Here is a 21,640-nt window from a genome sequence, read left to right as displayed (position 1 = left end):
CAGCTTCCGCCCCGTGCGAGTTGTGCCGGCCGGGCTCAGAGATCCAGCTCGCCGAGGGTGACGTCGGCGGTACCCTCCGAACCGTTGCGCACGTAGGTGACCGAGGCCTCGGCGCCCGCGGCGAGTGCCCTCACCTGCGCGGTGAGGTCGGTGCCGTTGCTGATCGGGTGGCCGTTGAAGGCGGTGATGACGTCTCCCCCGCGCAGACCGCCCTTCTCGGCTGCGCCGCCGGAGGTGACCTCCTGCAGCTCGGCTCCGACCGTCGTGCTGGTCGAGGAGTTGGCCGCGTCGCTCACCGTCGCGCCGAGCAGGCCGTGGGTGGCCGCGCCGTCCGCGATGATCTCGTCGGCGACCCGCTTGGCGACATTCGCCTGGATGGCGAAGCCCACGCCGATGCTTCCGCTCGAGGACTCCGACTCGGACGAGGAGCTGCCCGCGCTGGCGATCGCGACGTTCACGCCGATCAGCTCACCGTCGCTGTTCACCAGCGCACCACCGGAGTTGCCCGGGTTGATGGCCGCGTCCGTCTGGACGACCGCGAGCGAAATGGTCTGGCTCGCCGACTGGGTCTGCTGCTCCTGACCGGGAAGGTTGAAGCCCCAGCCGTCGAAGGGGCTTTCGCCCTCGCTGCCGTCGCCCGAGTCGGAGTCCTGGTCGCTCGACGAGTCGGGGACGGCGGACGAGGCGACCGTGATCGAGCGGTTGATCGCACTGACGATGCCGTCGGTGACCGTGCCGGCCAGCCCGAGCGGGGCGCCGATCGCGACGGCCGTGTCCCCGACGTTGAGCTTGTCGGAGTCGGCGAAGGTCATCGGCGTGAGGCCGCTGGCGTCCTCGAGCTTGACAACGGCGAGGTCGTAGACAGGGTCGGTGCCGACGATGCTCGCGTTGTAGATCTTGCCGTCGGCGGCCGTCACACGGATCGTCGGGTCGGAGAGCTGACCGTCGAGCGTGACGACATGGTTGTTGGTGAGGATGTAGCCGTCCTCGCTGAGGACGATGCCCGAGCCGCTTCCGCCGCTGCTGGAGCCGGAGCTCGTGCTCCCGCCCTGCACCGAGAGGGTGACGACCGACGGAGAGGCGACGGCGGCGATCGCGGTGGCCCTGGTCACGTTGTCGGTGTCGTTGACCGTGAGGTTCTGCGTCTGCACGGACGACCCGGATCCCCCGGACGCCGTCGCCCCGCCGATGAGGGCGCTCACGCCCGCTCCGGCACCACCGCCGACGAGCGCGCCGATGGCCAGGCCCGCCAGGAGCAGTCGCCCCTTGCCGCTGCGCTTCGTGGTGGTCGTGGTCGTGGTGTCCGCCGCGGCATCGCTGGCGTACGGCGACGGGGCCGGCTCTCCGTACGCGCCGGCGTGGGCCGGGGCCGCGTGCGTGTTGTACGGTGCGCCCACGGCGGGGTGCGCCGCGGGGGGAACCGGAGCGGTCGGCTGCTCGGACGCACCCGACGCGACGGGGACGGTCGGCTGGTGGTCCGACGACCCGGAGGGGGTTTCTGCCGGGGTGCCCACGGCGTCGGCCGCTGCGTTCGCGTCGGCTGCGTTCGCACCCGTGACGGAGACCGGGGACGCGTCGGCTGCCGCTGAGGCCGAGCCGGACGGGGACGCCTCGTCGCGGCGGACGGCGTCGCTGTTCGTCCCCTGCTGGGCGGCGTCGATCGAGTCGGGGGTTCCGCCAGAGGGCGCCGGGGCCGCAGAATCGGCCTCGGGGGCCCGGCTCGTTCCCTCGCCCGGCGTGGTGGAGCCGTTCTGCGGGTCCGGCTCGGTTCCCTCGGGCTGCTGCGGTGTGGTGGTCATCGTGTGCTCCTTCCAAGCAGTCATCACTCTGCTCAGCGATCCTGGACTTTGCCCTGCCGAAATCTATGTCACAGCTATGTCTTGAACTCCATTGTCCCCCAGTCCCCTCGCCTTCCCGACACGCGCACCCCCAATGACCCGACATGACGCCCGTCGTCGCGCCGCCGCGGGGCAGCAGGCGGCCCGCGCTAGGGTTGTCGCACCCGTCCCCGTCGTCGAGAGGCACCCATGGAACTGACCGGAGCGTGGCACCGGACTGCGGAGGGCGCGGGACTCGCGCCGCACGGCGAGGGTTACGCCCCGTCGATCTTCGCGCGCATGTCGGGACTCGCGGCGACGACCGGAGCGGTGAACCTCGGGCAGGGGTTCCCTGACGAGGACGGTCCGGCCGAGGTCCTCGCCGAGGCCGCTGCCGCGATCACCCGTGGCGAGAACCAGTACCCGCCCGGCAGGGGCACACGGCAGCTGCGCGAGGCGATCGCTACGCACCGGCTGCGCTTCACCGGCGAGCTGGTGGACCCCGACACGGAGGTCCTCGTCACCGCGGGCGCGACGGAGGCCCTCGCCGCGTCGCTCCTCGCCCTCGTCGGCCCGGGCGACGAGGTGGTCACCTGGGAGCCGTCCTACGACGCCTACGGCGCGCTCATCGCCCTGGCGGGCGGCCGTCAGGTCACCGTGCCGCTCGGATCCGCCGAGTTCGGACTCGACCTCGACCGGCTGCGGGCGGCGGTCAGCGACCGGACCAGGGTCATCATCGTCAACGACCCGCACAACCCGACCGGCACCCTGCTCGACGACGCGGCGAGGGCCGAGATCGTCCGGCTGGCCGAGAAGCACGACGTCATCCTGCTCACCGACGAGGTATACGAGCACCTCGTCTTCGACGGACGTGACCACACCTCGATCTCCACGGTGCCCGGAGCGCGCGAGCGCACGATCACGGTGTCCTCCGCGGGCAAGACCTTCAACACGACGGGGTGGAAGATCGGGTGGGCGATCGCGCCGGCCGCGCTGCTCGACGCGGTGCTGACCGTCAAGCAGTTCCTCACCTACGTCAACGGCTCGCCGTTCCAGCCGGCCATCGCCGTCGGGCTCGGTCTGCCGGACCGGGTGTTCGCCGACGCGGCCGCCCGGCTGCAGAGCCGCAGGGACCTTCTGGTCACGGGGCTGCGCGAGGCGGGGTTCGCCGTGACCCCGCCGGCCGCAGGCTACTTCGCCATCGCGGACGCCGCACCCCTGGGGTACCGGGACGCCGAGGCGCTCTGCGACGAGCTGCCGCGCCTGGCCGGCGTCGTGGGAATCCCCGTCACCGCGTTCGTGGGCCGGGAGAACCGCGCGCCGTACCGGAGCCTCATCCGCTTCGCGTTCTGCAAGCGGCCCGAGGTGATCGAGGCGGCCGTCGACGGGCTGACCCGGCTCCCTCCTGGCCCGGACGGACGCTAGACGACGACGCGATAGCGCCGGGACCCCAGCGCCGGGTTGACCGCGCGCACGCGCGCGAGCTCGTCGGGTTCGACGACGCCGGAGACGACCGCCTCCGCGGCTCCGGCACCGGCCAGGAGCACGCCGTCGGGACCGTACAGGGCGCTGAGGCCCACGCCGTGCGGCGCCGGGTGATCGGCGGCGAGCACGTAGGCCGTGTTCTCGATCGCCCGCGCGGCGAGCAGCGTCGACCAGTGGGACTCCTTCGCCGGGCCGGGGACCCACTGGGCCGGCACAACGAGCAGTTCGGCGCCCGCGTCGATGAGCACCCTGCTCGACTCGGGGAAGCGCAGATCGTAGCAGGTCTGCAGCCCCACGACGATGCCGGAGACGGAGAACACCGCAGGGGCGCCCGGCTCGCCGGGGCGGACGAAGCGGGACTCGGCGGCACCGAAGGCGTCATAGAGGTGCACCTTGCGGTACACGGCGCCGATCGAGCCGTCGGCGGCGATCCCGACGAGGGTGTTGGCGAAGCGCTCGCCCCCCTCGACGCTCTCGACCAGGCCGAGCACGACCGCGACCCCCTCGGCTGCCGCGACCGAGCGGACCTCGTCGAGGAACGGCCCGTCGAGCGGCTGCGCCGCCGCGACGGCCGCCGCCGAGGGTGCACCGTCGAACACGCTCGTGTACTCGGGGAACACGAGCAGCTGCACACCGTCCGCGGCGGCGGACGCGACCGTGTGGCGCACCGCCGCCGCGTTGCGGGCCGCGTCCGGGCCGGGGGCGAACTGGACGGCGGCGACGCGGAGCGGGGAGGTGTCGGTCATGCGCACAGCCTACGCGCGGGTCACGACTCGTCGTCCGTCGTCGAGGCGCCGGCGAACTGGGAGCGGTACAGCCGGTCGTAGGCTCCTGCCCGGGCGAGCAGCTCCTCGTGGGTGCCCTGCTCGACGATGCGCCCTGCCTCCATCACGAGGATCGTGTCGGCGTCGCGGATGGTCGACAGACGATGAGCGATGACGAACGAGGTCCTGTCGTTGCGCAGCGCGGCCATGGCCTTCTGCACGAGGAGCTCGGTCCTGGTGTCGACCGAGGAGGTCGCCTCGTCGAGGATGAGCACGGACGGACGCGCCAGGAACGCCCGCGCGATCGTGATGAGCTGCTTCTCCCCCGCCGACACGGCACCGCCGTCGTCGTCCAGCACGGTGTCGTAGCCGTCGGGGAGCTGACGCACGAAGCGGTCGACGAACGTCGCGGTCGCCGCCGCCACCACCTCGTCGTCCGTCGCCTCGAGTCGCCCGTAGCGGATGTTCTCCCTGATGGTCCCGTCGAACAGCCAGGTGTCCTGCAGCACCATCCCGATCCGGGAGCGGAGCTCCGCCCGGGGAACCGTGTTGATGTCGACGCCGTCGATGAGGATGCGTCCGGAGTCCACGTCGTAGAAGCGCATGATCAGGTTCACCAGGGTGGTCTTGCCCGCCCCTGTCGGCCCGACGATCGCGACGGTGCTTCCCGCCTCGACGCTGAGCGAGAGACCCTCGATGAGCGGCTCGTCCTCGACGTAGGAGAACGCCACGTCCTCGAAGCGCACCGCGCCGCGCGTGGGCTCGGGCAGCGACCCGCTGTCCTCGTCGGCGGTCTGCTCCTCGGCGTCGAGGAGCTCGAACGTCCGCTCGGCCGAGGCGACGCCCGACTGCAGCATGTTCGCCACGCCGGCGATCTCGCTCAGCGGCTGCGTGAACTCACGGGAGTACTGGATGAACGCGGTCGCGTCGCCCAGCGTCATCCCGCCCGAGGCGACGCGGAGCCCCCCGGCGACGGCGATGCCGACGTACGACAGGTACGACACGAACTGCATCGCCGGCATGATCATCCCCGAGACGAACTGTGCGCCGAAGGAGGCACGGAAGAGCCGGCCGTTGCGGGCGTCGAACTCCTGCAGCATGTCCTGCTCGCGGCCGAAGGCGGTCACGAGCTCGTGCCCGGTGAACGACTCCTCGATGTGGCTGTTGAGCTCGCCGGTGTTCTTCCACTGGGCGGCGAAGAGCTTCTGCGATCGGGTTCCGATCACTCCGGCCACGACGGCGGACAGCGGCAGCGCCACCAGCGCGATCAGGGCGAGCTGCCACGACACGATGAACATCATCACCGCGATGCCGATCACCGTCAGCGCGGCCTGGACCAGCTGCGCGAAGGCCTGCTGCAGCGCGTTCTGGATGTTGTCGACGTCGTTGGTCACGCGCGAGAGCAGGTCCCCGCGCTGCCGACGGTCCATGTAGCTGAGCGGCAGACGGTTCAGCTTGTCTTCGACGTCCCGGCGCAGCTGGTACACGACGCGCATGACGAGACGGTTGAGGACGAAGCCCTGCGCCCACATGAACATCGAGGACACGAGGTACATGCCCAGGACGAGGAAGATCAGCCGGCTGAGCTCGACGAAGTCGATGCCCTGGCCCGGGACGATGTCGAGCCGCGCGATCATGTCGGCCATGTCGGTGTTGCCCTCGGCGCGGAGCTGGGCGACCGTCTCCTGCGTCGTCTGCCCCTGCGGGAGGGAGAGGCTGACCACGCCGTTGAAGATGACGTCCATCGCCCAGCCGAGCACCTTCGGCGCAAGGACGGAGAGCACGACGGACAGCACGACGAAGCCGATCACGACGGTCATGCCCAGCCGGTGCGGTGCGAGGAGCCCGACGAGGCGCTTCGCTGAGGGCCAGAAGTGCGCCGCTTTGCCTGCGGGCGCCTCCGAGCCCATCATCGGGTCCGCCGCGGGTGTGGGCTCGGACTGGTCCGGAGCAGTGGTCTGATCGGCCATGGTCACGCCACCTCCTCGGCGCTCAGCTGCGAGGTATGGATCTCACGGTAGGTCGCGTTGGACTCCAGCAGCTCCTCGTGGGTGCCACGTCCGACCACCTGGCCGTCATCGACGACGATGATCTGGTCGGCTCCCCGGATGGTCGAGATCCGCTGGGCGACGATGATGACGGCGGCCGAGCGCGTCACGGGGACGAGCGCGGAGCGCAGCCGCGCGTCCGTGGCGACGTCGAGCGCCGAGAAGGAGTCGTCGAAGAGGTACACGGCCGGTTCGACGACCAGCGCCCTGGCGATGCTGAGCCGCTGGCGCTGACCGCCGGAGACGTTCGTCCCGCCCTGGGAGATGGGCCCGTCCACCCCCTCCGGCATGGCGCTGACGAAGTCGTCGGCCTGCGCGACGCGGAGCGCAGCCCAGAGTCGATCGTCGTCCGCGTCGGCCGCACCGAAGCGGAGGTTGCTCGCCACCGTCCCGGAGAACAGGTACGGGCGCTGCGGCACATAGCCGATCCGGGACGCCAGCTGCTCACGGGTGTAGGCCTCCAGCGGAGCGCCGTCGAGCAGGATCCGGCCGCTGTCCGGGGCGTAGAGCCGGTCCGCGAGCTTGAGCAGGGTGGACTTCCCCGCGCCGGTCGAGCCGATGATCGCCGTCGTCGTCCCCGGCTCGGCGGTGAAGCTGACCCCCTGGACGACCGGCTTCTCTGCACCCGTGTAGCCGAACACCACATCGTGGAACTCGAGCCGGCCCCGGACGGGGACGTCGACGCCCGTGCCCTCGCTCGTCACGTCGGTCCCGACCGCGAGGACCTCGCTGACGCGCTCGGCCGACACCACCGCGCGCGGCACCATCATCGCCATGAATGTCGCCATCATGACGGCGACGAGGATCTGGAGCAGGTACTGCAGGAACGCGGTGAGGGCGCCGACCTGCATCTCGCCCGTGTCGATGCGGTGCGCGCCGAACCACAGGACCGCCGCCGTGGCCAGGTGCAGGATCATCATGATGATGGGGAACATCAGCACGAAGACGTTGCCCACCCGCACGGAGACCCCGGTGAGCGAGGTGTTCGCGTCGGCGAAGCGCGCGCGCTCGTAACGCTCCCTGACGAAGGCGCGGATGACCCGCACGCCGATCAGCTGCTCCCTCAGGATCCCGTTGATGCCGTCGATGCGCTCCTGCATGGTCCGGAACAGCGGGATGAGGAGGGACACGAGCAGCCCGACGACGACACCGAGCACGGCGACCGAGACCCAGACGAGCCAGGACAGGCCGACGTCCTCACGCAGCGCCATGACGATTCCGCCGATGCACATGATCGGCGTCGAGACCATCATGTTGAGCAGCATGAGGGTGAGGATCTGGACCTGCTGGACATCGTTCGTCCCCCGGGTGATCAGCGTCGGCGCCCCGAAACGGCCGAGCTGCGTCGCGCTGAACCCGCTCACCCTCGCGAACACGTCGCGCCGCAGATCGCGTCCGAGCGACATCGACACCCGCGAGCCGAAGTACACCGCGCAGATCGCCGCAGCGGCCTGGACCAGGCAGATCAGGAGCATCACGCCGCCGATGCTCCAGATCACGTCGGTGTCGCCGCGGGAGACCCCCCTGTCGATGATCTGCGCGTTCAGGCTGGGCAGGTAGAGGGCCGCGAGCGTGGCGACGAGCTGGAGGACGATGACGCAGATCACCCCCACCGTGTAGGGACGGGTGTAGCGCGCGATGATTCTGGTCAGCATGGGGTTCCCCGGTCGGTGATCTGAGCTGGGCGATCTGTGGCTGGACGATCGGAGAGCGACGGCAGGAGGGGGCGTTGTCCGTCGTCAATGATCCGGCCGGAATCAGACACTACCCTGTGCCGCCGACATCGCCGAGCACCGGGCGCGCGACCCCGGACGCGGCCATCAGGGGCAGGGCCACCACAGGCGCAGCCTGCACAAGCGGAAGGCCCCGACCCGGACGAATCCGGATCGGGGCCTGTCTTGGTTGCGGGGGCAGGATTTGAACCTACGACCTCTGGGTTATGAGCCCAGCGAGCTACCGAACTGCTCCACCCCGCGGCACGTCAATAAGGCTAACACGGCCCCGGCGACGACGCGAAATCGACCCCCCGCCGCCACTCCCCCGGGCGTGTCCGCTGCTGGCCCCGAGCGGCCGGCAGCCCCGTCGCTCACGCACGACGGGCGACGACCGCTCCGCCGTCAGCCGTCGGGGTCAGCCTCGCCGCCGCCAGCGCCCGCTCCAGCGCGGCATCCGTCCACGCCGGATCGCTCGGCCTCCGGCCACCGACCACGAGCGCTCCGGACGGCGCGAGGAACCACTCGACGACGCGCGCCCATTCCTCGAGCTCCGGCAGCGACTCGAGCGCCGCCCTGCTCGTCACGACGACGTCGAAGGAGTCCGGCTCGGGGAGCAGGTGTCTCGCCGCGTAGACGTTGGCCACGACGAAACGACTGCCCCACGCCTCATCCGTGGTCTCGGCGTCGGCGTCGCGGACGGCCTCGAGCGCGCGCCGGGCCGCCTCGACGGCCACGGAGGAGATGTCGAGGCCGACGAGCTGCACCCCCGCCGCGATCGCCGCAACGGCCTCCACCCCCGCCCCGCACTGCAGGGCGAGGACGCGGGTCGCCACCCCGGAGTCCGCGGCGGAGACGCCGGACTCCGGCGCATCCGCACCCCACGCGGCCACCCACGGCGCGAGCACGTCCGGCGCCGACCGGTTCCCGGCGGTCGAGGCCGACGTCGAGGTCAAGGTCGAGGGTGTTCCGGCGCCCGGCCAGGGACGGCGCGCGCCGAGCGCCCCGTCGCCCGCCCCCGCAGCGGAGCCGTCGAGACGGTCGCGCCAGCGGGCGTCCCAGAGCTCGCGCGCCCCGACCACCCACTCGCCCGCCCGGAGATCGACGAGGGGGGCCACACCAGATGAATCTGCCATGACCCCCACCGTATCCTCAGCGCGTCCGCGCCGAGGCGCTACTCGCCGGACAGCTCCAGGGCCTTCGTCAGAGCGTCGTTCAGGCGCTTGTCCGCCTCGCCGTACGCGGCCCAGTCGCCGTCAGCCATGGCGGCGTCCTTCTCAGACATGGCCTTCTTGGCGTCGTTGAGCGCCTGGGTCAGCTCCGAGGAGGGCTCGGCCGTCGCCGTGTCGCCGGACCCGCTCTCACCGGACCCGCTGTCCCCGCTGGAGCCGCTCTCGTCATCGACGTCGCTCGGCACCTCTCCGCCGTCGACGCCGTCCGCACCCGGGGTGTCCGGCACGGTGTCATCGCCGGCGTTCGCACCGGAGTCTCCGCCGAAGAGCGTGTCGAGCGCCTCGTCGAGGGTGTCCTCGAACGCCAGGTCGTCACCGAACGCGACCAGCACCTTTTGCAGCAGCGGATAGCTCGTGTTCCCCGAGGACTTGACGTACACGGGCTGAACGTAGAGCAGACCGCCACCGACCGGCAGGGTGAGCAGGTTTCCGTTGATCACCTCGGACTGGCCCTGCTTGAGGATGTTGACCTGGGCCGAGATCGTCGGGTCGGAGTTGAAGTTGTTCTGCACCTGTCCCGGCCCGGGGACCGTCGTATCCGACGTCAGGGTGAGCAGCCGGAGCTTGCCGTAGCCCTCCGCCTTCTCGCCGTCGGTGCTGCCCGCGTTCGCGTCCGCCGCGAGATACCCGGTGAGCACGTTGCGGCTGTCATCGCCCGACGTGGCCGGGATGTACGTCGAGTACAGCGAGTAGCTCGGCTTGTCCTGGCCGGGCATCTGCATGGACAGGTAGTACGGCGCCTGCAGGTTCTTCTGGTTCTGGGTGTTCTGCGGGTCGTCGGGGGTCACCCAGGCGTCGGTCCTGGAGTAGAACTGCCCTGCCTCGGTGACGTGGTACTGACCGAGGATGGAGCGCTGGACCTTGAACATGTCCGTGGGGTAGCGCACGTGACTGAGCAGGTCGCCCGACATCTCCGAGATCGGCTTCGTCGTGCTCGGGAAGATCTTCTGCCACGACTGCAGCACCGGGTCCTCGGTGTCCCAGGCGTACAGCGTGACGGAGCCGTCGTACGCGTTGACCGTGGCCTTGACCGAGTTGCGGATGTAGTTGATGTCGTCGATCGCGAAGCCCTGCGTCGTGGAGGACTCCTCCGAGAGGGTGTCGGTGAGGTTGGTGACCCGGGAGTACGGGTGCGTCGCCGAGGTGGTGTACCCGTCGACGATCCACACGATCTCGCCGTCGACCACGCTGGGGTACGGGTCCTTGTCGAGCGTCAGGTACGGCGCGACCTTCTTCACCCTGTCGAGCGGCTTGCGGTCGTAGAGGATCTGCGACTCGTCGTTGACCGCGTCGGAGAGGACGATCTGCTCGGACTGGAACTTCAGCGCGTAGATGACCTTCTTGAAGATGTTGTCGAGCGTGGGACCGCCGTCGCCGCTGAAGGTGTAGCTGGCGTGGTCGCCCTCCGCCTCACCCGAGGGGTAGTCCATCTCGATGGGCGTCGTGCCCTCCGGCGCTCCGACGATCGAGTACGCGGGAGAGTTCTCGCCGAAGTAGATCCGCGGCTCGAACTCGCCGAGCTCGCCGCTGGAGGGGATGCCCGACTCCAGGAACACGGGCTGGCCGTCGGCCGACCGCTGGTTCCCGTACGCCGCGACCATGCCGAAGCCGTGCGTGTACACGACCGAGGTGTTGTCCCAGCTCTGTGCGTCGTCGAGCCCGGACTGGTTGATGTCGCGCACGGCGACGACGGTGTCCTGGATCTGCCCGTCGATCTCGTAGCGATCGACGTCGAGCACCGAGGGGAAGCGGTAGTAGGCGCGGAACTGCTGCAGCTGGGACACCGAGGGTCCGACCTGGCTCGGGTCGATGATGCGGATGTTCGCCGTCGTCTCCGCGTCGGCCCTGAGCGCGCCGGGCTCGGCGTCGGTGCGGGCGTCGTAGTCGATCTCCTCCATCTCGTCGACGCCGTAGGCCTCGCGAGTCATGTCGATGTTGCGCTGGATGTACTCCGCCTCGAGGCTGCGCTGGTTCGGCACGACCTGGAAGCGCTGCACGGCCCAGGGGTAGGCGGTGCCGATCAGGAGGGCGGAGACGACAAGCAGCGCCGTTCCGACGATGGGCATGCGCCAGCGGCCGATGACCGCGGTGACGAAGAACAGCAGGGCGACGACGATGGCGATCCCTGCGAGGATGGTGTGGCCGGGGATCGTCGCGGTGACGTCGGTGTAGTTCGCTCCGGTGATCAGACCGCTCGGGCTGGTCAGCGTCGCGAAGCGGTCGAGCCACAGGCTGACCGCCTGCAGCAGCAGGTAGATGCCCGCGGTGACGGCGATCTGGATGCGAGCGGCCTTGGAGATGCGCAGCTCGCGCCCCGAGACCCTGATCGCTCCGTACAGGTAGCCGACGGCGACAGCGAGGATCGCGGAGAAGAGCACCGCCGCCGAGGCGAAGGCGACGACAGACTGGTAGAACGGCAGCTCGAAGAGGTAGAACGAGGTGTCGAGCCCGAACTGCGGGTCGGCCTGGCCGGTCTCCGTCCTGTTCCACCACAGCAGCGCGGTCTGCCAGTTGCTCGCGCTGGCGAAGCCGCCGAACAGCCCGAGCAGCGCGGGGATCCCCCACATCGCGAAGCGGCGAAGCGGCTCGATCATCTCCTGGTAGCGGTCCAGCTCGCTGGACAGCCGCGCGTACACGGGGCGGAGCCGGTAGGCCAGCTGCAGCGACACGGCGACGGGCAGGCCGATCGCGACGAAGCCGATGAGGAACATCCCCGCGGTGGCCAGCCACTGCGTCACCAGCACGGAGCTGAAGCCGAGCTGGTCGAACCAGAGGAAGTCGGTGTAGAACCCCGAGAAGATGAAGAACAGGACGATCAGCGCCCCCACCACGCCGAGGCTGATCGCCAGGGGGGCTCTGTTCTTCTGCGGGGCGTCGGACGATGCTGCGGTTTGTGTCACTGTGCTGGCCTCATCGGGTCGGAGTCGTTAGCAACATCCTAAATGATTCGCCCGCCGGGTCCAGCCGGACCTGCCTACCCCGCGGTCGCGGCACCGGCCTCGCAGCGCGGCAGCTCGACGACGCCGTCACCGGAGGCGATCGCCTCGACCGCGCTCTCCGCACCGTCGAGCGACGACACCGCGAACACCTCGATGCCGTCGGGGATGTGGCCGACGACCTCGTCGCAGTTCCCCTCCGGTGCGAGGAAGTAGTCGGCCCCGGCATCCCGCGCACCGAACATCTTCTGCCTGATCCCTCCGATCACGCCGACCTCGCCGTCGGCCGTGATGGTTCCCGTTCCGGCGATGTCCTTGCCACCGGTGAGCTCGCCGGGGGTGAGCGTGTCGACGATCCCGAGCGCGAACATCATGCCCGCGCTGGGGCCGCCGACGTCGTCGAGCTGGATGTCGACGGTAAAGGGGAACTCGTAGCTCGTCGTTACCCCGATACCGATGGCGGGGGCCGGAGCCTCGTCCGGGCCCTCGACGGGGGTCACCTCGACGTCGCGCTCCGTCCCGTCGCGCTCGACGGTGATCGTGATGGCGGTCCCCGCCCCGGCGTCGGCGATGAGCGAGCGCAGGCCGGCGAGGTCGCTCGGATGCGTTCCGTCGACGCCGACGATCGTGTCGCCCTCCGCGAGCAGCCCGGAGGACGGGCCCTCCGGATCGACGTAGCCGACGCTCAACGACGCCTCCACGTCGATGTCGAGGTGCTGGAGCGCCGCGGCGATGGCGTCCTGCTGCGAGTCGACCATGAGCGTCTGGTTCTCCTCCTCGCGCTGGTCAGCCGTCTGGTCGGGCGCGAACACCTCGTCGATGGGGATCACCGCACGCGAGGGGTCGAACCACGCCTGCACGATCTGGAACCAGCTGGGACGCTGATCCGGTGTGCCGAGCACGGAGACGGTGAGCATGTCCAGCGTCCCCTCGGCCGGGTACGTCGTGGTCCCCTCGATGCTGATCAGCGGACGGTCCTCGCCGTCGTGCTCGCTCGTGCCCAGGGTGTTGAACACCGGCCCCGGCTGCTGGATCACGTAGGGCGCAGGCAAGAGCGCGAGCACGAGGAGCAGGACGAGCGAGACGACGAGCGCCGCCCAGCCGGCCCGTTGCGGACGGCTGAGGGGGCGCGGGCGGCCGGACCCGCCCGCACGCTCGGGTTCGGCTGAGGGGTCGTCGGGGGTGAAGAGTGTCACGCAAGGCCTTTCGCACTGGTGGCGGCTCGCACTGTTCGCGGCAGGCGGACAGCTCCTGACGCCGCCGGGAACGATTATCCCAGGGTGAGCAAGTAGCGTAGAACCGCCCCCTCCTGGCGGTCTGAAAGGCGGCTGACATGACCGATCGAACTCCCGACGAATCCGGCGATCCCGGCGACTTCGCCGACATGATGCGACAGTTCCTGTCCGGCCAGGGCGGGATCGACCCGAGCCAGCTCGCCGGAGCGGCGGGCCTGCCGTCCGACCCCGCGGCGCTGCAGGCGCTGTTCGCCCAGCTGCAGAGCGCCATGAACCGGGGCGGCGACGACGGCATCGACTGGTCGGTCTCACGCCGCCAGGCCGCGGCCATCGCCTCCAACGGTCAGGACGCAATCACCCCCGCCGACCGCGAGGCGCACTCCAGGGCCATCGAGCTCGCGCAGCTGTGGCTGGGCGAGGCCACCGCCTTCGCCGACGGCGGTCAGCCGACCGAGCTGCTGACGCGCGCCGCCTGGACGGAGGAGACGATGCCCGTGTGGACGCAGCTGTCCGAGCCGGTCGCGACGAGCATCGCCGACGCCCTGACCCGCGTCATGGCCGAACAGACCCCCGAGGAGATGCAGGAGATGGTCCGCGGCGCCAGCGGCATGATCCGCAACCTCGGCGGCGCGCTGTTCGCGATGCAGCTCGGGCAGGTCGTCGGCCAGCTCTCGGCCGAGGTGGTCTCCGGCGGCGACGTCGGCATCCCGCTGCTCGAAGCGGGCCGGAGCGCCCTGGTCCCGCAGAACATCGCGGCCTTCGGTGACGAGCTCGACATCCCCGACGACCAGATCCGGCTGTACCTGGCCGTGAGGGAGCTTGCCCACTCCCGGCTGTTCCGGCATGCGAAGTGGCTGCGGCTCGACCTGATCAGCGCGATCACCGAGTACGCGCGCGGCATCCGTATCGACACGGAGCGGCTGGAAACGCTCGCCCAGGACTTCGATCCGTCCAACCCCGAGGACCTCCGCGCGGCGCTCAGCGACGGTTCGCTCATCCCGCCCAAGTCGGACGAGCAGCTCGCCGTCCTCGCGCGACTCGAGGCGACCCTCGCCCTCATCGAGGGGTGGGTCGACGTCGTCACCGCCGAGGCGACCGCCCGGCTGCCCAAGGCCGACGCGATCGCCGAGACGGTGCGGCGGCGGCGCGCGACCGGTGGTCCGGCGGAGAGCGCCTTCTCGACGCTCGTCGGCCTCGAGCTCCGCCCGCGCAGGCTGCGCGAGGCGGCCGAGATGTGGCGCCGTGTCGGCTCGGCTGTCGGCGCGGCCGCCCGTGAGGCGTTGTGGTCCCACCCCGACCTCGTCCCCCAGGGCTCGGACATCGACGACCCGTCCTCTCTCGTGGCGCGGCTGGAGGCCGAGGCCCGTGGCGAGTCGCCGGAGCCGGACGACATCGATCAGGGCCTCGCCGCACTGCTGGACGGCACGCTGAGCGCGGGGCCCCGGGAGAACGCCTCCGACGGATCGGTCGACGACCCCGGCAGCGACGACACGGACGGCGACGACCGCCCTGGGCGCTGACCCGCAGGACTCGCCCGGAACGGTCCGTCGGTTCTCGCACCGGGCTCGCCCCGGCGCGACGCGTCGATCGCCGACGCGGGCGACGCCACTCGGCGTGCGCCGCGTGCGCTGTGGAAATCGCACGCTCCGCCCATGCCCCTGCTGCATCATGCGGGGATGATCCATCGTCTCGACCCGCACATTCCCGTCATCTGGCGGGGCCCCACGAGTCTGCAGATCGGGCTGAACCGCGATCCGCTCGTGCTCGATGAGACGACCCCGACGCTCGAGCGTCTGATCGGCGCCCTCACGGCGGGCGCGAGCACGAAGGCCTTACAGAGCATCGCCGCGCGGAGCGGGTCGGCTCCGGTCGAGATCGGGGAGTTGCTCGAGCGCCTGCGTCCGCACCTGGCCGCAGAGGAGCACGATGAGCCCGGCGTCCCTCTCGCCGTCGAGGGGGCACCGGCGCTGCTCGAGACGCTTCGTGCGATCGGGGCCGAGGCGGGCCCCGTCCCGCAGGGCGGCCCCGCGATGGCGGGTGTCCTCACCGCGGACTACGTGCTCCGGCCCGATCGGATCTCGGCGTGGATGTCCGCCGGTTTCCCGCACGTCACCGTCGAGTTCGACGATGACGGCATCCGTTTGAGCGGGCCGATCCTGCCGGGTGTCACCGCGTGCGCGAGGTGCCGTCAGCTGCATCGGAGCGACGACGACCCCGGATTCCCCGCGATGGCGAGCCAGCTGAGCGGGGCGGTGGCGGGCGCAGTGCCTGTGTCGGAGCGAGCGGCGGCGGTCGTCCTGGCCCTCCGACGGCTGCGTTCCCTGACAGACACTCCCGATGTCCGGCTCACGCGCGACGGCGAGATCCGGGAACTCGCTCCGGCGAAGTCGCACCCTCGATGCGGGTGCCGAGCTCGGCCAGAAAGCGCGACGCCTCCCGCTGACGGCGCTGCGAGCTCGTCCGTGCCCAGCTGAGCGCCAGGGCACGGCGGGCCCGCGTGATCGCCACGTACAGGAGCCGGCGCTCCTCGTCGACCGCATCGAATCCCGTCGCGTAGCTGATCGGCAGCAGCCCCTCTGCGACGCCGACCACGAACACCCTGTCCCACTCCAGCCCCTTCACCGAGTGGATCGTGCCGAGCGTCACCGCCCTCAGCGTCGGCTCGTGCTGCGTGCTCTGCCTGTGGGCGAGCTCCGCAGCGAACTCCGCGACGGTCGTGCCCTCCGCTGCCCTGTCGACCAGGTCGAGGATCGTGTTCCACGACTCCCAGCGATCCCGCGCGGCCCCCGGCGCCTCCGGGGCCTGCACGGTCCAGCCGAGCGAACGGAGGACGTCGCTGACCACCTTGAACAACGGCTCTTCCGTGCCGGCGACCGCGGCGGCACGGATCGACATCATCGCCTGCTTCACCTCGGCGCGCTCGAAGAACCGCGACGCACCGTGGACGGTGTACGGCACCCCCGCGTCCCCGAGGGCCGCCTCGAGTTCCGCCGACTGCGCGTGCACCCGGTAGAGGACGGCGATCGACTCCGGCTGTTCGCCGAGCTCCAGCAGCGACGCGATCCGGGTGGCGATCGCCGTCGCCTCCGCCCTGTCCGAACTGAAGCTGCGCAGGATCGGAGTCGGGCCCGCCGGCGCCCCGACAGGGGGGTGCAGGCTGAGGGCTCCCGGGCGACCGTGCATGAGCGCGTTGGCCGCCTCCGATATCTGCGGCGTCGACCGGTAGTTCGTCTCGAGCCTGATCTGCTGCGCATCGGGGAAGCGCTGCCCGAAGCCGAGCAGGTAGTCGCTGCGCGCCCCGGTGAAGGAGTAGATCGTCTGGCTGGCGTCACCGACGACGCAGAGGTCCCTGCGCTCCCCCAGCCAGGCCTCGAGCAGGGCCTGCTGGATCGGGGACACGTCCTGGTACTCGTCGACGACGAAGAAGCGGAACTGCTCCCGCACCTGGAAGGCCACCGACGCCTCCTGCAGGATCATCCCCGTGCACGCGACGATGACGTCCTCGAAGTCCATCTGGCGCCGCTCGTCCTTCAGCGTCTCGTAGCCGCGCATCAGCTCCTGCAGCTGCTCGAGCGTGAGCCCCTCCGGGACGGCGCGGCCGCTGCGGCCCATCGCGTCGATCGCGACGCCGGACACCTTGCGCCACTCGATGGCGGCGGCCGTGTCGCGCAGCGTCGCGGTGTCGAGCTTGAGCTTGAGACGTTCAGCGGCGTGCCCGAGCAGCCGGGCCTTGTTGTCGACCAGGCCGGGCGTCGCGCCACCGATGGTGTTCGGCCAGAAGTAGTTCAGCTGACTCAGGGCGGCCGCGTGAAACGTCCTCGCAGCCACGCCGGGAGCGCCGAGCGCGCGCAGCCGCGCCCTCAGCTCGGCCGCGGCACGGGAGGTGAACGTCAGCGCGAGGACGCGGTTCGGTGCGTAGGTCCCCGTCGCCACACCGTGCGCGATGCGGTGGGTGATCGTCCGGGTCTTTCCTGTCCCCGCACCGGCGAGGATGCGGACGGGGCCGCGCAGTTCGACCACGGCCTCGCGCTGCGCGTCGTCCAGTCCGTCGAGCAGACCGACGCCGCTCACGGGGAGACGGGGGTTCCCTGCCCCGGTCCGCCGTCGGCCGTCAGCCACGACTCGATGAGCCAGTGGGCGATCGAGCTCGCTCCCGGCAGGATGATCTCGTCACCGATGGCGCGCAGCTGCTCCCTCGTGAACCAGCGCAGGTCGAGGATCTCCTCCCCGTCGGCGCGAGCACCGTCCGGGTCCACGCCGTCGGCGACCCTGGCGCGATAGCCGAGCATGAGCGAGCGCGGGAACGGCCACGGCTGCGAGCCGAGGTACACCGGGTCGACCACGGGAACGCCCGCCTCCTCGCTGATCTCGCGGATCACGGCCGCCTCGAGCGACTCGCCCGCCTCGACGAACCCGGCGAGCACCGAGTAGCGGTTGTGCTCCCAGAGCGCATTCGAGCCGAGCAGGATGCGGTCCTCGTCGTCGTGGACGGCCACGATCACCGCCGGGTCGGTCCGGGGGAAGATCTCGTTGCCGCAGGACGGGCAGTCCCTGGCCCAGCCGGCCTTGACCACGGTCGTCGCGCTGCCGCAGCGGGGGCAGTACCCGGAGGACGTGTGCCAGTTCGACAGCGCGCTCGCCTCCGTCGCCAGCCCGGCATCCCTGTCGTCGAGGATCGTCGCGACGTCGCGGAGAGCGAGCCAGCGGGCGTCGGCGTCCCCGGCGAGGGCCACGGCCTCGGCGGCATCGTCGTCGACCGTCTGGAGGACAAACCCCGTGCGCTGCCCGTCCTCCCCCGCCGCTGTCGACCGGCCGAGGTAGGCGAGCGTGCTCGCGCCGTCCAGCCGGTCCGCGGGGACAAGGACGAGCGCGTCACCCGAGACGGCGAAGCGTCCGTCGCGGAGCAGGACCGCGCGGGTCGAGGGGTCCGCGATCAGCTCGCCGAGCGCGCCGGGGTCGAGGCGCCTGGCGTCGTCACGGTCGATGTCACTGCGGGAGAGCGGGGGCTGGATGGTGGCGGACAGGGCGGACTTCTTCCTCAATCGACGGACAGGGCGTGGCGATCGCCAGCGCCGGGGGACGGCGACCTACGCTAGACCCATGGCCAGGTCCCACTTCACTCTAGCCGCGCTCGCGACGACCGCCGTCGACGGTCTCGAGGTCGTCGGCAGCGGCCCGCTCGGCCGCGGGACCGCGGGCAACTTCGACTCGGCCCTGCTCCGCCTCGCGGACGGTGACGAGGTCACGATCAGGGTGCCGGCGACCGACCAGGCGGCGACGGAGCAGGCGATCGAGGTGATCGCGCTCGGAGCGCTGACCCCCGGCACGCGCAGCCTCCTGCCGTTCCGGGTTCCGACGGTCCGCGGCCAGGCGGCCACCAGGGAGGGACGGGCTGTGGTCTACGACTTCCTGCCCGGCTACGGCGTCGACGCCGAGCAGATTCCCGCCGGCGATGGCGTGGCCTCCTCGATCGGCGCGGCGATCGCGGCGATCCACTCGCTCCCCGGCGGCTTCGTGGGAGAGTCCGGTCTGCCGGTCCTCACGGCGATCGAGGCCCGTAACGAGGCCCGCAACGTGATCGACAGGGCCATCTCCACCCGCTCGGTCCCCACCGCGGTGCGTGAGCGCTGGCGCGAGGCGGTCGAGGACGACGAGTTGTGGCAGTTCCAGCCGACCGTGGTCAACGGCTCGCTCGGGGCCGACTCCTTCGTCCTCACCGACCACGAGGTCGGCACCATCGTCGGCGGCGTGATCGGCTGGGGTGCGTTGAAGGTCTCCGACCCGGCACGCGACCTCAGCTGGCTCGCGGGGGCGGGCGATGCCGCGACGAGCGTTCTCGCCGCGTACGAGCAGAACTGCCAGCGCCACCCCGACGGCGCGCTGCGGCGTCGGGCGCTGCTGCACGCCGAGCTGGAGCTCGCCCGCTGGTTGCTGCACGGCACGGACGTCCACGACGACGCGATCGTGGAGGACGCCGTGGCGATGCTCGACGGCCTCGTCGACACCGTCCTGGCGCGCCGGGTGCAGCCGCTGGTCGAGGCCGACGGCCCCGCATTGGCCGTCGCCGACGTCGAGGAGCTTCTCACGCGGACGCCCACCACACCGTCGCCGGTCGATCGGAGCTACGACGCCTCGGCGTTCGACGACTGGGAGGGCCGGTCGGAGGAGCTGGACATCGCCGCGCTCACGGATGCACCACCGGCCCGGGACGGGCAGCTCCCCGGCGACGCGCAGCTCCCCCGCGACGTCGAGCGGCGCGGCGGCGACGCCCCCTCGACCTCCGCCTCGGCGGCCGGCGCCCCCGCGGCGACCGATGCCGAGGGAGGGCACGACAACGAGTTCGAGAACTCAGGGACCCCGGCGGACGGCGCGCCTCGGGATTCCGCCGCACGCGACGACCGCTGAGCGGGCGGGAAGCCGACGGGCACCGCACGCCGCGACGCTGGTACCACGCCGCTGCGCCTCGGGAACCGCGCCGCCGGGTTGCCGCTCACGCGTCACGGGCGCGGGCACTCGAGGCGCCATCGCCCGGACGCGGGTGCCGGGCTCGCTGCGCACCTCGGCGTCGGACAGCGGTGGTAGCGTCGGAGTCGACGTCCCCTCCACACATCTCCAGACGATGAGGACACAGCATGAGTGAGGTTCCTGGCTCGGTCGACGCGGCCCAGCCGCCGACGACGATCACCGGCGTCGGGGTCAGCCCCGGACGCGTGATCGGACCGGTCCGACGCATGGCGGAGCCGGTGGCGGCCCCCGCCGAATCCGAGCAGCGCGACCCCGGTCGCAGCGCCGACGACGAGAAGGCCAGGCTCGCGGGCGCCGTAGACAGCGTCGTGGCCGAGCTCGGCCGGCGCGCGGAGCACGCGGCACCCGACGCCGCCGCGGTCCTCTCCACCACGGCCATGATGGCGGCCGACCCCACGCTCACCGCCCAGGCCGGGACACTGATCGACGACGGCGCCAGCGCGGAGCGCGCGATCTGGCAGGCGGCCGGGGCGATCGCGTCCCAGCTCGAGGAGCTCGGCGGTTACATGGCCGAGCGGGTCACCGACGTGCTCGACGTGCGGAGCAGGACGGTCGCCGAGCTCAGGGGCCTCCCCGCTCCCGGCGTTCCCGACTCGGACACGCCCTACGTCCTCGTCGCCGTCGACCTCGCCCCCGCCGACACGGCGACGCTGCGCCCCGACCTGGTGCTCGCGCTGGTCACCAGCGACGGGGGCCCCCAGTCGCACACCGCCATCATCGCCCGAGCCGCCGGCCTCCCCGCCGTCGTCGCGGCACGCGGAGCGGACGCCCTCGTCGACGGCACCGAGGTCGCCGTCGACGGCGGCACCGGCACCATCACGGCCCCGCCGAGCGAGGCGGACAGGGCTGGCGTCGTCCGGTGGCAGCAACAGCAGCTCGCCCAGCAGTCCTTCACCGGCGACGCTACGCTCTCCGACGGGACACCGGTCGAGCTCCTCGCCAACGTGGGCGGAGGGGCGGACGCGACCGCAGCGGCCGAGGCCGGTGCGGCGGGCGTCGGCCTGTTCCGCACCGAGTTCAGCTTCCTCGGCTCCGACCACGAGCCGAGCGTCGACGAGCAGTACGCCCAGTATCGCCCGGTCTTCGACGCCTTCGCCGGTCGCAAGGTCGTCGTGCGCACCCTCGACGCCGGGGCGGACAAGCCGCTGCCGTTCGTCACCGACACCGACGAGCCGAACCCCGCGCTCGGCGTTCGCGGGTTCCGCACCACTCTGTCCTCGCCCGAGGTCCTCGTCCACCAGCTCGAGGCGATCGCCAGGGCGGCCGCCGACAGCGAGGCCCACGTCAGGGTCATGGCCCCGATGATCTCCACGCCGGCGGAGGCGGAGCGCTTCGCCACCGTCTGCCGCGAGGCGGGGCTCGAGACCGCGGGCGTGATGGTCGAGGTGCCCTCGGCGGCGCTCAGCGCTCCGGCGATCCTGCGCCGGGTCGACTTCCTCTCGATCGGCACGAACGACCTCACCCAGTACACGATGGCCGCCGACCGCCAGCTCGGCGCCCTCAGCGGTCTGAACGACCCGTGGCAGCACGCGGTGCTCCGCCTCGTCGCGGAGACCGCACGTGCCGGAGCGGAGCGCCCGGAGTCCGTCGGAGGGCCGGCCCCCGTGGGCGTCTGCGGCGAGGCCGCGGCGGACCCGGCCCTCGCGGTCGTGCTCCTCGGCCTCGGCGTGACGAGCCTGTCCATGACCGCACGGGCGCTGCCGCGCGTCGCGACGGTCCTCCGGACCGTCTCCGCCGACGACTGCCGACGGCTGGCCGCCCTCGCCCTGGACAGCGAGGACGCCGAGGCCGCGCGCGCCGCCGTCCGCGCCGAGCTGCCCGTCCTGGAGGAGCTGGGTCTCTGATCGTCTGAGGGGGCCGACCGTCCGCGGTCGGCCCCCTCACTC

13 protein-coding genes and 1 tRNA gene are annotated in these 21,640 nt (G+C 71.4%); 4 read left to right on the top strand and 10 right to left on the bottom strand.

The window, feature by feature from the left end:
• Positions 1-35 precede the first annotated feature (35 nt).
• Positions 36-1,799, bottom strand: coding sequence for a S1C family serine protease (locus tag FM119_RS06115; protein WP_087136801.1), 1,764 nt, complete (start codon positions 1,797-1,799; stop codon positions 36-38).
• Between the two features lie 228 nt (positions 1,800-2,027).
• Between FM119_RS06115 and FM119_RS06110 the strand changes: the two genes are divergently transcribed.
• Entirely contained in the window at positions 2,028-3,242 is a 1,215-nt protein-coding gene (locus FM119_RS06110) for an aminotransferase class I/II-fold pyridoxal phosphate-dependent enzyme (RefSeq protein ID WP_087136800.1), read from the top strand.
• On the opposite strand, the gene FM119_RS06105 is transcribed toward FM119_RS06110, so the two are convergent.
• The 7 genes from FM119_RS06105 to FM119_RS06075 form a co-directional block, all read right to left on the bottom strand.
• Positions 3,239-4,048, bottom strand: coding sequence for a nitrilase-related carbon-nitrogen hydrolase (locus FM119_RS06105; RefSeq protein WP_087136799.1), 810 nt, complete (start codon positions 4,046-4,048; stop codon positions 3,239-3,241). The two genes, FM119_RS06110 and FM119_RS06105, sit on opposite strands and share 4 nt — an antisense overlap.
• 20 nt (positions 4,049-4,068) lie before the next feature.
• On the bottom strand, positions 4,069-6,036 hold the full coding sequence (locus tag FM119_RS06100) for an ABC transporter ATP-binding protein (protein WP_087136798.1): 1,968 nt from the start codon (positions 6,034-6,036) through the stop codon (positions 4,069-4,071).
• A 2-nt stretch (positions 6,037-6,038) separates the two neighbouring features.
• Positions 6,039-7,769: an ABC transporter ATP-binding protein gene (locus FM119_RS06095; protein WP_087136797.1), complete on the bottom strand. Its 1,731-nt coding sequence runs from the start codon at positions 7,767-7,769 to the stop codon at positions 6,039-6,041.
• Between the two features lie 244 nt (positions 7,770-8,013).
• A tRNA-Met gene (locus tag FM119_RS06090) sits at positions 8,014-8,090 on the bottom strand.
• Positions 8,091-8,200: 110 nt separating this feature from the next.
• Positions 8,201-8,962: a class I SAM-dependent methyltransferase gene (locus FM119_RS06085; RefSeq protein ID WP_087136796.1), complete on the bottom strand. Its 762-nt coding sequence runs from the start codon at positions 8,960-8,962 to the stop codon at positions 8,201-8,203.
• Positions 8,963-9,000: 38 nt separating this feature from the next.
• The gene (locus tag FM119_RS06080; protein WP_179205236.1) at positions 9,001-11,958 is read right to left on the bottom strand and encodes a UPF0182 family membrane protein; all 2,958 of its coding nucleotides are present in this window, start codon (positions 11,956-11,958) and stop codon (positions 9,001-9,003) included.
• Between the two features lie 74 nt (positions 11,959-12,032).
• Entirely contained in the window at positions 12,033-13,190 is a 1,158-nt protein-coding gene (locus FM119_RS06075; RefSeq protein ID WP_087136795.1) for a YlbL family protein, read from the bottom strand.
• Positions 13,191-13,327: 137 nt separating this feature from the next.
• On the opposite strand from FM119_RS06075, the gene FM119_RS06070 reads away from it, so the two are divergent.
• Positions 13,328-14,749: a zinc-dependent metalloprotease gene (locus FM119_RS06070; protein WP_245827316.1), complete on the top strand. Its 1,422-nt coding sequence runs from the start codon at positions 13,328-13,330 to the stop codon at positions 14,747-14,749.
• 826 nt (positions 14,750-15,575) lie between these two features.
• Here FM119_RS06070 and FM119_RS06060 read toward each other — a convergent pair.
• Entirely contained in the window at positions 15,576-17,300 is a 1,725-nt protein-coding gene (locus FM119_RS06060; RefSeq protein ID WP_087136793.1) for an ATP-dependent helicase, read from the bottom strand.
• The gene (gene nudC / locus FM119_RS06055; RefSeq protein WP_087136792.1) at positions 17,297-18,271 is read right to left on the bottom strand and encodes an NAD(+) diphosphatase; all 975 of its coding nucleotides are present in this window, start codon (positions 18,269-18,271) and stop codon (positions 17,297-17,299) included. Before nudC ends, FM119_RS06060 begins: the two co-directional genes overlap by 4 nt.
• A 58-nt stretch (positions 18,272-18,329) precedes the next feature.
• Here nudC and FM119_RS06050 point away from each other — a divergent pair, with 58 nt between their 5' ends.
• A complete protein-coding gene (locus tag FM119_RS06050; protein ID WP_087136791.1) occupies positions 18,330-19,634 on the top strand; it encodes a protein kinase family protein in 1,305 nt (434 codons plus the stop codon).
• A 227-nt stretch (positions 19,635-19,861) separates the two neighbouring features.
• Positions 19,862-21,598 (top strand): phosphoenolpyruvate--protein phosphotransferase, encoded by a 1,737-nt coding sequence (gene ptsP / locus FM119_RS06045; RefSeq protein ID WP_087136790.1) that lies wholly within the window; start codon positions 19,862-19,864, stop codon positions 21,596-21,598.
• Positions 21,599-21,640 lie beyond the last annotated feature (42 nt).

This window comes from Mycetocola reblochoni REB411, assembly GCF_900163835.1.
Lineage (GTDB): Bacteria > Actinomycetota > Actinomycetes > Actinomycetales > Microbacteriaceae > Mycetocola_B > Mycetocola_B reblochoni.
Note: the sequence above shows the minus strand (reverse complement) of the source record. Positions and strands in the feature narration are given on the sequence as shown.